Below are 13,773 nucleotides of genomic sequence, written 5' to 3'. Positions count from 1 at the left end.
TTGATTTAGATGGTGATGGTGAAGATAATAGTATTAAGGATAGGGTGAAAACGGGTTCGAAAAAAGCTTGGTCAACAGTTGCGGGGTGGTTTAATTCACATGAAAAAAAATACAGATTTTAATAAAAAAGCTTTTGAATATTATATGGCTCTTTATGCTGTAAATGATATAAGATCGACTATAATTACTCTTGTGATTGGGATAGCAGATATATTTGTGCTTTTACCTGCTTTTGCGAATCCTGTTCAACCGATATATATGTACATAATAGTTCCACCAGTTGCTTTTTTAAATGTATGGGCAATATGGATTGTTATAAATCCTAGGAAGCGACAATTACAATACACTCTATTTCGTGGGGTATTTGGCATCGTATGTTCAGTAGGATTATTAGTTATAACCCAAAAGTTTGCATATGGAATGTTAGGATTACAAACTCCCATCTATTTTGTTTTTTCAGTTGGTTTGTATATTTTTGCTTTGAACCAGTATTATAAAAATCATATTAGAAAACTTCAGGGATCAATCAAAAAATCAAAATCATCGAAAAAAAACTCTAGTTTTGGAGTAGTGGCTTTTGTAGGATTGGGTCAACTCATTGCTAATATCAGTCTTGGTTTTGCAACACAAAAGATGGTAGCAATTGTATTAATGTGTGTATACTCCATGCTTTCGTTTATGTTGTTTCATTTCATTATGGAACTCCATAGGTACTATTATTTAAGGAAGCATATAGAAGATGGGGGTAGAACACATGAAACCTTTTAAAGAGGTTTATTGAATTTTAAGTATTGTGATTTATGGAAGGAAACAAAAACTTATGGTTAAAGAACCTGTGATGTATGACTATATTGGCTGTTTTTATCCAGAAGGAGGAAAGCTGATATGCAAGCATTTAAAGTTGGGAAATTAGTCACATTCGTTGCAATTATAATACTTCTTGTAGTTGCTATTTTATCTCCTTACAACTTATTTAAAAAGATTTATTTTATTATTGGTGTTCTTATTATTGGCGCAATTTCACTTGGTGCAAATAAATTCTTTGAACTGATACACAGTAAATTTGATAAGAAATGATATTACTTATGTGATATGGAAATTCCCCTCTAAATCATTAAGGTTTTAGAGGGATTCATAACGCAGAAAAAGCGATTGGAGCATGGGGAAAAGATGCAGAATATGTAGAAATGCTTCAGAAATGTATTGAACATCATACATTAGGAGGTAAATAAAAAAATGAAAAATGAAATGGAAAATTGTTTTGATAAAATAATTAGAGAGTGGCAAGACTCTAATAATTCATTGCCAAAATCTTTATGGATAGAAGAAGCAGAGGCTTTTATCTATGAAGGAGAACCAGATACAGAGAGGTACGTATTTTGGAAACCTTTAGAGAAAAATATAATTCATGATTTTTCTGATATAGAAAAAGATTTGGGGATACAATTACATAATTCAATTAAAGAATATTATAATTCTTATTGGTTTTTAGACTTAGGAGGTAATTATTTAGGTTATGATTTTGAATTAAATCCCGTTATACCAGGAATTGAACTGCATGATTTTTATGTATCTTTACAAGGATACCAAGGCGCACATGATAATCAACTGAATAATATTCCTATTGGTATGGAATTTAATGGTTTCCTGGTAGTTGTAGATAATGGAAATGGACAAGTGAAATTAGAAGATTATGAAAGCGGAAGCTTCGAAGTTATTTGTGATAGTTTAGCAGAATTAATTTTAAATCTTTCATAATGTATATTAAAAAATAAAAAGTAAAAGTTGGCATTTATGAGTCCGCTTTTATTTTTTTAAATATATAGTTTGGATTTGTTTTTAAAAATTAGATAAGGAATGTATAAAGGACATCTGAAACGTTGATAGTATTGCAAACATATGAAGCGGAAATTACTAAAATTAAGATACCTAATTATATACCTGTATTAGGTGATTATGATATAAGTTCCAAAGGTGAGATTGTAATAGGTGGGTATGGTTATAGATTCCGCAGGAGTTTCATTTAAGTTTGAGAAGGAAGCGAGATAATAGAATGCGAAAATTTTCAAAAATAGTTATATGTGTTGGTGCGTTAATAATGATTATACTAGGCATGATTGTATATGATACATGGAAGGATAGGATTTATTTTTCTTTAGCTGTACTTTTTGTTACCGTACTTTCTTTACTATGGAATATAGTTGCTCATAATATTATGGATAAATTTAGAAAAAAGGAGAATAAATAGCTATGAAACTTTTAATAATCGGAACAATAGCAGGGTGGTCTAATTAACATGAAAAAAAGTATAGATTTTAATAAGAAAGCTTTTGCACATTATATGGCTCTTTATCCTGTAAATGAAATAAGAGTCCACGTAATTGTCCTTGTCCTTTTGGGGGCAGACGTGTTTGTTCTCTTGCCTGCGTTTGCGAATCCTTTTCAATTACTCTATGTATATGTAGTAACTCCTCCAGTTATTTTTTTAAATTTGTGGGCGATATGGATTGCTATCAATCCTCGGAAACGACAATTACAATACACTCTATTTCGAGGAGTATATGGCACCATATGTTCAGTCGGATTATTAGTTATAACTCAAAAATATGCTTATGAAGTGTTACAATTACAAACTCCCATCTATTTTATTCTTTCATTTGGTTTGTATGGTTTTGCTTTGTATCTTTTTTATAAAAATCATATTGAAAAACTTCAGGAACCAAGAAAAAAATCAAAATCGTCGAAAGGAACTGGTGGTGTAAAAGTAGCAGCTATTGCAGCGGGATCGGGGCAGTTAATTGCTAATATAATTCTTAGCATTGCAACACAACAGATGGGTGCGATTGTATTTATGTGTGCATGCACAGTGTTTTCATTTGGTTTGTTTTATATGATTATAGAACTCCATAAGTATTATTATTTACGGAAGCATATAGAAGATGGAGGGAAAATACGTATAGGCTTTTAAAGAGAATTTGTTGCATTTCAAGTATATAATCGCATTCTTCTTATGGAAGCCATTCACGAGGCTTATAGCAATAAAAGATGTATAAGTGGAAGATTATATTGTGGTAAAACATCTGAAGGAATGGAAATTAGGTTTGTTCTTATTAATGATAAGATTATAGCTGTTTATCCCGTGTATTAAAGAATGTGAGGTACTCAAAAATGAAAGTAACTAATCAGCCCATAGTTAAAAATGTAAGAAAATATAGAGGTAATTGCTAAGAAGCACTCCCCCTAAGTTTCAGATGAAATTAAATGATTGAATATTTACATTTAAATAATCGACTATTTATGCTTTAATATTTATATGTACATAATTGGGATAATTAGGGATTTAAATTTAATATGTTTTAAGAAAGGGGAATGTTTTTTATATGGAAACTCCAGAAAATCAATTTAAACGTGCGCTTAATCCTTGGTTCTCCATTTGGACAAAACCACGTGATACAATGAAAGAAATTTTTATATCCAAACCAAAGAATGTGTTTTTACTCATTTTACTAGGCTCATTCGTACAGACTTTAGATCGAGCATCTTCTAAAAATATGGCGGATTCAATAAGTAGTCCAGTTTCATTAATCTCAATGGTTATATTCGGTACCTTCGTTGCCTTCTTAATTTATTATTTTTTGTTACCAGCGTTATTTAATTGGGTGGCAAAAAAACTTGGTGGACAAGGTACCTTTGAGAAAACACGTTACTCAGTTGCCTATTCTTATATCCCTTACGTTTACTCTCTTATATTAGTTTGGGTGCCTTCATTTTTCTTGTTTGGGATAGAAAACTTTACGAGTGAGACACCGAAAATGGAGAGTAGCATAACTTTAACGATTTTGTTTCTTATTTTTGCCATAATTGATATAGTTATTGGAATTTGGACAATCATTATTTCCTTAAAATGTTTAGGAGAAGCACACCAATTTTCAGCATGGAAAGCATTATTAACAATAATAATATCCTTTATGATTATCATTCTTCCTTTAGTAATAATAGTATTTCTTATAGTAGGGGTTACAACTTTTTAATCATTTATTTGCCTCTTATTTATCCAAATGTTTTCTACGCGCTGTTAGTAATTGTTACAGGGTGAACAACCACATGATTCGGATGTTCTACTTGGCGAAGCGTATGACCTATATGATCAAATTGATCGCCCGTTTTACGGCCTGTTTTTCTTATTAACAGTGTTAACAGGAATTTGTGAAGACAAACTTGAAAATCAAATATTAAACTATTAAAACCTTAAGGAAGCTGAGTAGATTGTCTTTGTTCGTCTCTTATTTTCCGATCGGAGGCTAATTATTACCAATTGGTTCTGTAGCTCTTATAGAAAAAATTAATCAACCTCTTATGATTTATGGAAGAAAGCAACAACAAGCTGATAATAAATTATGCGATTATGTTTCTTGTCCATATCCTCATGGTAATTTATCAAAAGAATATAATGTGTTTTTTAATCATAATCAAATAATTCATTTATTATTTAAGGGTTTCGAAACAGAGGATGAATTAGAATTAAGAAGTAAATTATCTGAGTTTTAGTGAAAATGGAGAAAATATAATATGGTTTTAGGAATTTCATATTCTGATATTTTTCATATCATAATTATTGTTTTGGTTTTTTTCATTTTTTGGAGATTGAATACTTGGTATAATAAAAAATATAATGTTCCTAAGGTTTTTCAATGGTTTCCTAGAAGATGGGGAAAAAGAAAAGTTTCAGAGCATTTGTCTCAACTAGATAAAAAGTTAGAAGCTGAAGGTAAAGGTATCTGGGTTACAATCTATGCTATAGATTTGTACATTGTAACTATTCCTTGTACAGTAAAAAATATAAATCTTAATACATATATGTGTATAAAAAAGACCTTTTATTTTAAAATAAAAGGTCTTTTTTATGATGATTGAAATAGTAATTTTAAGTGAATTAAATTTGAAATGTATCAAGAATATTATCTTTTTCTTCTTTATTAATTCCAATATATTTCAGGGGGATGTGTGGTGTGCTATGGTTAAGAATTTCTTGTAACATAGCAACATCTTTTGTTTGTTTATAGAACCAATAGCCGAAGGTTTTTCGCATGGTGTGAGTACCAATGGATTCTACATTGGCAAAATCTCCGGCTTTTTGCAATTGTCGATAATACGTGTTTTTTCGTCATACAAAAACCCCTACATATAAGTAGAGGTTTTTAAATTATATCTTAATGAATTATGCCTTCTTAGATAAAGTACATCGAGTTCAGATAAACGAAGATTATAGAATACATCATTTTAACTAGATTTATTATTAACTAATGTATCCCCACTACCAAGCTCCGCCTCAATTTGCGAAGTCTTCGATGACTCATCCATACGCCAATACGTAATAAAGCTGATTGCGATACATCCAGCTACATAAAAGTAGAATAGTGATTCCATCCCAATACTCTTTAGCCATAATGCGATGAACTCAGCTGTTCCGCCAAATATCGCAACTGTTAGTGCATATGGTAAACCTACGCCAAGTGCGCGAATTTCAGTTGGGAAGAGTTCTGCTTTTACAATTGCGTTAATCGAAGTGTAACCAGTAACGATAATGAGACCGACCATCATGAGTAAGAATGCTACGATTGGTTCTGTCGTTTTTTCCATGAAGAAGAAGATCGGCGCTGTTAGTAATGTTCCGAGAATACCGAATGCCATTAATAGTGGGCGACGTCCAATTTTATCAGATAGTAGCCCTGCAATTGGTTGAAGTACGACGAATATAAGTAGTGCGGCAAAGTTAATCCAGCTTACAACTTCTTTCGGAAGACCGACTGTGTTTACCATGAACTTTTGTAAATATGTTGTGTACGTATAAAATGCAACAGTGCCTCCTAATGTTAGGCCGACTACTGTTAATACTGCTTTCGGGTGTTTCATAAGAGCGCGAACGGTTCCTGCGCTCTCGCGTTTTTGTGATTTTATGTTTGAGAATTGCTCCGACTCATCCATCGTGCGGCGAAGCCATAATACAGCTACTGCGCCCATCGCTCCAATAATGAATGGAATACGCCATCCCCAAGCTTTCATATCTGGTTCGCTTAGTAATTGCTGAAGAACAATTTGAACGCCTAACGCAACCATCTGTCCGGCAACGAGCGTTACATATTGGAAGCTTGAATAAAAGCCACGGCGTCCACTACTAGCCATTTCAGATAAATACGTTGCGGAAGTTCCATACTCTCCGCCAAGTGATAAACCTTGCAGTAAACGGGCGAGAACTAAAATAATTGGTGCCATAATACCGATACTTTCATAACTCGGTGTACAGGCGATAATTAAAGAACCACCGGCCATAACCGTAATCGAAAGCGTTAATGCTGCCCGGCGTCCGTGCCGATCCGCATAGCGTCCCATTAATAAACTTCCGATAGGGCGCATTAAAAACCCAACTGCGAAAATAGCTGCTGTGTTGAGTAACTGACTCGTTGGATCTCCTTTAGGAAAGAACTCTGCTGAGAAGTAAACAGCGAAAGCAGAGTAAACGTACCAATCGTACCATTCAATTAAATTGCCGACAGAACCTTTGAAAATATTGCCGGCGACTCGATTAGATTTTGCTTGAGCCATAATAATTCCTCCTCTTGCTTATAAATAAAATGATAATTATGAAAGCGTGTTCATTATAGTTGAATTGTACTGTCTTTAGAATAAAATCTCAATATTATGACAATTTTATTCTTTTTGTACTTTATGTACATGGAGAGTTTTAATAGTTGCTTCCTTATTCGTTTTGTCATAATAATAGAAAAAGGAGATTGATAGTTTAGAATATTTTATCAAAGGATATGAAGAATGAAGAAATCACGCAAAGTGTCATTGCTAACGAAAATAGTAAGCTTAATTATTACGTTAATTTTATTTGTTGTTCTTCTATTAGCAGGAATATTTGTTTACATTCAGTCCGTTGATACGAAGCGCCAAGTGGAGCAGCTAGCACTACAAACAGCGAAGTCGCTTTCTTTTATGCCAGCTATAAAAGATGCTTTTCAAAATAACGAGCATAAAAATACGATTCAATCCATTGCGGAACAAGTTCGGGAGCAAGCTGGTGCAGATTATGTAATTATAGAAGATCGTTATGGGGTTATGTATTCACATTCTAATTCTGAGTTGATTGGAACAAAGAGTAACAATTCATATAACTATGAGGCACTCACTTTTGGTGGTTATTATACGCTCGAAGGAAATGGTACAAGCGGTCCAGTTTTAATGGCGAAAGCACCCATTATTGTTCATAACGGAGATTACGATCAAGTAGTAGGCGTTGTGACAGTAGAGTTTTTAATAAAAGGCATTGAATCTAACATATTGAGTAGAACGAAAGAAATTATACTCTTTTCCTTAGCTGTATTACTAGCTGGAATTGTTGGTGGCATTCTTTTAGCACGTAGCATTCGTAAAGATACACTCGGTTTAGAGCCGAATGAAATCGCAGCGCTATACCATGAAAGAAGTGCGATATTACTATCTATAAAAGAAGGAATTATAGCTATTGATCAAAACGGTTTTATTACGATGATGAACACCTCGGCAGAAGAAATGCTACATGTAAATGGTGATTATATGCAGCAGCACATTTCAAAAGTTTTACCGGAATTTAATATGGAAAGAGTGCTAGAAAACGATCAAGAAATCGCGTTTCAAGATAAAGTGTTTATTTTAAACATGACACCGATACTTGAAAATAACAGTACGGTAGGAGTTGTATGTAGTTTTAGAGATAAAACAGAACTGCAAAACCTTGTGAACACAATATCTGAGGTAAGAAAGTATTCTGAGGACTTACGCGCTCAAACACATGAATTTACAAATAAGCTTTTCGTTTTATCAGGATTACTTCAGTTAGGACATTACAAAGAGGCGATTGAATTTATCCAGCAAGAATCTAATATTCATCAAAGCCAAAATCATATTTTATTCCATCAAATTCATGATGCAAAAGTACAAGCAATTTTATTAGGAAAAATCGGAACAGCATCTGAGAAGAAAATTGATTTTCATATTGAAGGAGATAGTGCGCTTCATCCGTTACCAGACAATATAAAAGTATCACACCTTATTACGATCCTTGGAAACATAATCGATAATGCATTTGATGCGGTGAGTGAACGAGAGGAAAAGAGAGTTTCCTTCTTCGTTACGGATATTGGGCACGACATTGTATTTGAAGTGATAGATAGTGGAGCTGGGATACCGGCAGAAAAAATCACGACCATTTTTCAAAAAGGGTTTTCAACGAAAGGAAATGATCGTGGTTACGGACTAGCAAACATGAAAGAAATGGTAGATGTACTAGAGGGAACAATTGAAATTCAAAACGAGAAAAATGGGGGAGCGATTTTTACAATTTACCTTCCGAAAACATTGAGAGAAAGTACATGACAAACAGGGGGATGGGCATATGTTGAAGGTTGCAATTGCAGAGGATGATTTCCGCGTCGCGCAAATTCAGGAAGAGTTTTTATCAAAAATAAAGGACGTAAAAGTGATTGGAAAGGCATTGAACGCGAAAGAAACGATGGAACTACTACAAAGGGAAGAAATCGATTTACTTCTATTAGATAATTATTTACCAGACGGAATCGGAACAGACTTACTGCCGAAAATCCATGCCGACTTTCCAAACGTTGACGTCATTATGGTTACGGCGGCAAATGAAAACCATATGCTAGAAAAAGCAATTCGAAACGGCGTAAGCAACTACCTTATAAAACCGGTCACGTTAGAAAAATTCGTCCGCACAATTGAAGACTATAAAAGAAAGAAACAATTATTACATAGTAACAATGAAGTGAATCAAGCACTCATCGATAACTTCTTCGGCATTTCGCAAACACAAGACATAAAAAACTTACCGACAGGTGTGGATCCGTTAACACTGCAAAAAGTGAAAGGGATTATAAAAGGATTCGAAGAGGGCATTACAATAGAAGAAATGGGAGAACAAATGGGTGCCTCCAGAACAACCGCAAGAAGATATTTAGAATACTTAGTAGCGACCGGCGAATGCACAGTAGAATACACATACGGCATCATCGGACGACCAGAACGGAAATATCGCATAGGACGAGGACTATGAAAAAACGATTATTACTATGTATATGGATCATGACAGGAGTAATAGCTGGTTGTTCTGTAGAAAAAAAGAAAAAGAATAAAGTGAACATAGAAGAAGTAGAAATCGTTGCACCAAACGTTCAAGGAGCAGGATGGGACTTAACGGCACGAGCGATGCAAAAAACGCTAACAGAAGAAAAAATCTTCACAAAACCAATCATTGTTACAAACAAAGTAGGTGGCAGCGGTGATGTCGGATGGAAATATACGAAACAAAAAGGCGGTCACGTACTAGCGATTAACTCAAGCTTACTCATAACGAACAACCTACTAGGCCACAGTAAACTAACATATAAAGACTTCACGCCGCTCGCAACACTTGCATCGGACTGGGAAGTCGTTGTCGTCTCGAAAGAATCAAACATAGAAAACGCAAAACAACTAATGGAACAACTAAAACAAAACAAGAAAAACTTCAAAATCGGCGTTGCACCAGGCCTAGGAAACGACGATCACCTATCATTCGTACAAGTAAGCAAAGCATTCGGCATAAACCCTGCCGAACTACAATTCTTCGTCTACGAAAACAAAGAAAAAATCATAAACGCCCTAACGAACAAACAAATCAGCGCCGCAACCATGACCCTATCCGAAGCCGAAAAACAATACAAAGCCGGCAAAATAAAAATACTAGCCGTATCCGCACCAAAACGGCTAGACCGACTACCAGAAATCCCAACATGGAAAGAACAAGGAATCAACGTCATCTTCCAGCACTGGAAAGGCATTATGGGCCCAAAAGATATGACGGAGGAAGAGGTTGCTTATTGGGATGGTGTGATTAAGAAGATGGTGGAGAGTGAGAGTTGGAAGGGGATTTTGAGGGAGTGGGGGTGGGAGAGTTTTTATAAGGATAGTGGGGAGAGTAGGGGGTTTTTGGAGGAGTGTCATTTTAGGTATGAGGAAATGGTGAAAAAAGAGGCTTAAGAGGGAAGTATTCAATCAGGCTTTATTTTTGTAGTTACTTCTATATAATATAAAAGAGATGAGAGTGTTAGGCTAATTGTATTAAAAGGGCTAGATAGGGATAGATAAAATCTAGCTTACTGATTAAAAATATATTAGTCGTTAAAAGATATAAAAGGCATTTTTCAGTCTATAAAGTGTGGAAACATAAAGTATAGAGTTTCTGTGAGATTTAAGGAGGACATAATGAAGAAAAATATTTATGTTGTTGGAGCAGTAATTGTTCAAGATGAGAAAATTTTATGTGCACAAAGAGGACCATCTAAATCGCTACCTCTTATGTGGGAATTTCCAGGTGGGAAAATAGAAGAGGGAGAAACACCTCAAGAGGCGTTAAAGCGTGAAATTGATGAAGAAATGCATTGTAGCGTGCAGATTGGTGAGCAAATTGATTATACAGCCTATGAGTATGATTTTGGTATTGTTCATTTGAAAACTTTCTATTGTAAACTTGTTGAAGGAAGTCCGGTTCTAACTGAGCACGTAGCAATTAAATGGTTATATCCGAATGAACTAGCAGCTTTAGAGTGGGCACCTGCGGATATCCCGACTATTGAGAAATTATCAAAAGAATCGATTGTAAAGTAATTTGAAAAAAACTATTCGTTTTATACGGATAGTTTTTTATATTTGTAATAAATTTGCACTTTAAATCAGTGAGTAATACAATTAATATAAAAAATTGTCATAAATGGTGATCATATGGAGAATTTTATTCAAAAATTAGAGGGATCTTTATATAAAGGGTTTATTGATCAAAAACATAATCATCCTGGAATATATAATCCGAAATTATTAGTAAACAATACGAAAAAACATGAACATGTTTTAAGCTCATTATTGGAGGAGCTAGAAAATAGTACATCTTTTATTTTCTCAGTAGCTTTTATTACAGAAAGCGGGCTAGCGACTTTAAAATCACATTTCCTTGATCTTAAACAAAAAGGGGTTAAAGGACGTATATTAACATCTACATTCTTAAACTTTAATACACCAAAAGTGTTTAGAGAGTTAATGAAACTTGAAAATGTAGAAGTAAGATTAACAAATTTATCTGGTTTTCATTCAAAGGGATACATATTTGATAATAAAACACATTGTTCATTAATTGTCGGTAGTTCAAATCTAACTGCACATGCTTTGAAGGTAAACTATGAATGGAACGTTAAGTTAACATCGCATGAAGATGGAGAGATTGTACAGCATTTTAAAAACCAATTTGAAGAAGTTTGGGAGCATTCTCAAGTATTAACCGAAGAGTTGATTGCAAATTACGAAACAATATATGAGCAAGCTGCAGAAAATAAGTTACTAGATCGAGTTATAGAATTACCTGGTCAATATCACAATTCAATTGAAGAAGCTTTGAAAATTACCCCAAATAAAATGCAACAAGCTGCGTTACAAGAAATACAAGCTATTCGAGACGCCGGAAAAGAAAAAGGCTTAGTTATCTCTGCAACAGGAACGGGGAAGACATATCTTTCAGCATTTGATGTCAGAAATTTTGCACCTAAACGGATGTTATTTATTGTTCACCGAGAGCAAATATTAAATAAAGCGAAATCCGATTTTCAAAAAGTTCTTGGTGGGATAGATGAGGACTTTGGAATTTTATCAGGGTCAAATAAACAAATAAATGCTAAATATTTATTTGCGACGATCCAAACCATTTCAAAAGAAGAAAATTTACAGCAATTTGATCCTGGGTTATTTGATTATATTTTAATAGATGAAGTTCATAAAGCAGGTGCTGGTTCTTATCATAGAGTTATTGATTATTTTAAACCGAAATTTTTAATGGGAATGACCGCTACACCTGAACGTACAGATAATTTTAATATTTATGAGCTATTTGATTACAACATTGCTTATGAAATTCGATTGCAAGAAGCACTTGAAGAAGATATGCTTTGTCCTTTCCATTATTTTGGAGTAACTGATTTTGAATATAATGGTAAAAAGATAGATGACACTACTGTTTTATCTAAACTTGTTACGGAAGAACGAGTAGATCATATAGTTGAAAAAGTAAAATATTATGGTTTTTCTGGTGAGAAAGTAACAGGACTAATGTTTTGCAGCCGAAAAGATGAGGCAGAACAATTATCACATGCCTTAAATAATAGAGGTTTTCGCACATTTGCATTAACCGGCGATCATTCCCAAGAGGAAAGAGAACTGCGGGTGAATCAATTAGAAAATGGCATACTGGATTATATTTTAACAGTAGATATTTTTAATGAAGGTATTGATATTCCGAGTGTGAACCAAGTTGTTATGTTGAGACAAACTCAATCAAGCATTATCTTTATACAGCAGTTAGGGCGTGGACTTCGAAAACACGATTCGAAAGATTTTGTTACGATTATTGATTTTATTGGAAACTATAAAAATAACTATTTAATTCCGATTGCCCTTTCAGGAGATAGATCACAAAATAAAGATAATATACGTAGATATACAAATGACACGAGTTATATTAAAGGTATTTCAACAGTTAACTTTGAAGAGATAGCGAAAAAGCAGATCTTTAAAGCGATTAACAATAGTAATTTAACAGCAATGAAAGTATTGAAGGAAGCTTTTGCTGAGTTGAAAAATAGAATAGGAAGAACTCCATATCTATATGACTTTATAGTAAACCATTCTATTGATCCAGTTGTACTTGCAGAAGGATATTCGAACTATTATCAGTTCTTATTGAAAATGAAAGAAGATGTCCCTGCATTAACAGAGTACGAAAATAAAGTTTTAACGATGTTTTCATTGGAAGTATTGAATGGAAAACGTAAAAACGAAATCGTTTTGTTAGACTTATTATTAAAGCAAGAAAAAGTTGATAAGGATGAGTATATAAAACAACTTGAAGAATCTAATTGCTTAACAGATGATGAAACGATTACTTCAGTACAACGAATTTTTGAATTAGAGTTTTTCTCACAAAACAGTCAAAAGAAATATGGAGAAAAGCCAATTCTCTCTTTACAGGACGATAAGATGTATATGTTTAATGATTCTATCCGAAAAAGCTTAGAACAAAATCAATACTTTAAGCGTATGGTTATGGACATTATTAAAAGTGCAAGGAAAAAGAGCAAAAACTATGAGTGTGATAGTAACCTTACTGTATATAAAAAATACTCAAGAAAAGATGTGTGTAAACTTTTAAATTGGCATAATGACGAGAGCTCAACTATGTATGGTTATAAGACAAAGTACTATACTTGTCCAATATTTATCACATACCATAAAAATGATGAGGTAGAATCCAGTGTGGACTACGGTGATGAATTCCTTAATCAAGATGTTCTTAAATGGTATACAAGAAGTAATAGAACATTAAAATCAAAGGAAGTTCAAACAATTATTGATGCTAAAGAAAATAATATTGACGTCCATATTTTTGTGAAAAAAGATGATGACGAGGGAAGCGACTTTTACTATTTAGGAAAAGCGACACCTGATAAAGCAAGTGTAGAACAAACTGAAATGAAAGATAAAAATGGAAAAGAACTACCTGTTGTTACGATGAATATGATTATGGAGAAATCAATTGATAATAAGATCTATGATTATATAAAGGACGGTAATGTTTTGTAGGTATATTAAATTTTTAATATCTTTATGTTTCTAAAATTATTAAGCGAATAT

At 33.5% G+C, this 13,773-nt stretch carries 13 protein-coding genes and 3 pseudogenes; 14 read left to right on the top strand and 2 right to left on the bottom strand.

Annotated features, from left to right (window positions below):
- Positions 1–99: 99 nt before the first annotated feature.
- From GBN78_RS15980 to GBN78_RS15935, 9 genes and pseudogenes are all read left to right on the top strand, one after another.
- A complete protein-coding gene (locus GBN78_RS15980; protein ID WP_101336091.1) occupies positions 100–768 on the top strand; it encodes a hypothetical protein in 669 nt (222 codons plus the stop codon).
- A 13-nt stretch (positions 769–781) separates the two neighbouring features.
- Positions 782–874 (top strand): annotated as a pseudogene (locus tag GBN78_RS15975) (DUF4176 domain-containing protein); the annotation flags it as partial.
- 11 nt (positions 875–885) lie between these two features.
- Entirely contained in the window at positions 886–1,077 is a 192-nt protein-coding gene (locus tag GBN78_RS15970) for a hypothetical protein (RefSeq protein ID WP_001147551.1), read from the top strand.
- Positions 1,078–1,236: 159 nt separating this feature from the next.
- The gene (locus GBN78_RS15965) at positions 1,237–1,758 is read left to right on the top strand and encodes a SecY-interacting protein Syd (RefSeq protein WP_152127512.1); all 522 of its coding nucleotides are present in this window, start codon (positions 1,237–1,239) and stop codon (positions 1,756–1,758) included.
- A gap of 538 nt (positions 1,759–2,296) precedes the next feature.
- A complete protein-coding gene (locus GBN78_RS15955; protein WP_000748162.1) occupies positions 2,297–2,968 on the top strand; it encodes a hypothetical protein in 672 nt (223 codons plus the stop codon).
- 412 nt (positions 2,969–3,380) lie between these two features.
- Positions 3,381–4,031: a Yip1 family protein gene (locus GBN78_RS15945; protein ID WP_000449722.1), complete on the top strand. Its 651-nt coding sequence runs from the start codon at positions 3,381–3,383 to the stop codon at positions 4,029–4,031.
- 51 nt (positions 4,032–4,082) lie between these two features.
- Complete coding sequence (locus GBN78_RS30220; RefSeq protein ID WP_070183572.1) at positions 4,083–4,244, top strand: hypothetical protein; 162 nt, start codon at positions 4,083–4,085, stop codon at positions 4,242–4,244.
- Positions 4,245–4,356: 112 nt separating this feature from the next.
- Positions 4,357–4,548, top strand: coding sequence for a DUF4176 domain-containing protein (locus GBN78_RS15940; protein WP_000639126.1), 192 nt, complete (start codon positions 4,357–4,359; stop codon positions 4,546–4,548).
- 21 nt (positions 4,549–4,569) lie between these two features.
- Positions 4,570–4,836: pseudogene (locus GBN78_RS15935) on the top strand (hypothetical protein); the annotation flags it as partial.
- A gap of 97 nt (positions 4,837–4,933) precedes the next feature.
- Here GBN78_RS15935 and GBN78_RS15930 read toward each other — a convergent pair.
- Both GBN78_RS15930 and GBN78_RS15925 read right to left on the bottom strand, forming a co-directional pair.
- Positions 4,934–5,149: pseudogene (locus GBN78_RS15930) on the bottom strand (tyrosine-type recombinase/integrase); the annotation flags it as partial.
- 131 nt (positions 5,150–5,280) lie between these two features.
- Positions 5,281–6,603, bottom strand: a complete 1,323-nt coding sequence (locus GBN78_RS15925) for an MFS transporter (RefSeq protein WP_076775394.1) — start codon at positions 6,601–6,603, stop codon at positions 5,281–5,283.
- Positions 6,604–6,828: 225 nt separating this feature from the next.
- On the opposite strand from GBN78_RS15925, the gene GBN78_RS15920 reads away from it, so the two are divergent.
- The 5 genes from GBN78_RS15920 (at position 6,829) to GBN78_RS15900 (ending at position 13,722) form a co-directional block, all read left to right on the top strand.
- The gene (locus tag GBN78_RS15920; RefSeq protein WP_088045643.1) at positions 6,829–8,418 is read left to right on the top strand and encodes an ATP-binding protein; all 1,590 of its coding nucleotides are present in this window, start codon (positions 6,829–6,831) and stop codon (positions 8,416–8,418) included.
- Positions 8,419–8,437: 19 nt separating this feature from the next.
- The gene (locus tag GBN78_RS15915) at positions 8,438–9,115 is read left to right on the top strand and encodes a response regulator (protein ID WP_000921550.1); all 678 of its coding nucleotides are present in this window, start codon (positions 8,438–8,440) and stop codon (positions 9,113–9,115) included.
- Positions 9,112–10,080: a tripartite tricarboxylate transporter substrate binding protein gene (locus GBN78_RS15910; protein ID WP_152127511.1), complete on the top strand. Its 969-nt coding sequence runs from the start codon at positions 9,112–9,114 to the stop codon at positions 10,078–10,080. The genes GBN78_RS15915 and GBN78_RS15910 overlap by 4 nt, the downstream gene beginning before the upstream one ends.
- 225 nt (positions 10,081–10,305) lie before the next feature.
- Complete coding sequence (locus GBN78_RS15905; RefSeq protein ID WP_000739608.1) at positions 10,306–10,707, top strand: (deoxy)nucleoside triphosphate pyrophosphohydrolase; 402 nt, start codon at positions 10,306–10,308, stop codon at positions 10,705–10,707.
- Positions 10,708–10,821: 114 nt separating this feature from the next.
- On the top strand, positions 10,822–13,722 hold the full coding sequence (locus GBN78_RS15900) for a DEAD/DEAH box helicase (protein WP_152127510.1): 2,901 nt from the start codon (positions 10,822–10,824) through the stop codon (positions 13,720–13,722).
- Positions 13,723–13,773: the final 51 nt, after the last annotated feature.

This window comes from Bacillus sp. B2-WWTP-C-10-Post-4, from assembly GCF_009183805.1.
Taxonomy (GTDB): domain Bacteria; phylum Bacillota; class Bacilli; order Bacillales; family Bacillaceae_G; genus Bacillus_A; species Bacillus_A cereus.
This window is presented reverse-complemented; position numbering and strand designations above follow the sequence as displayed.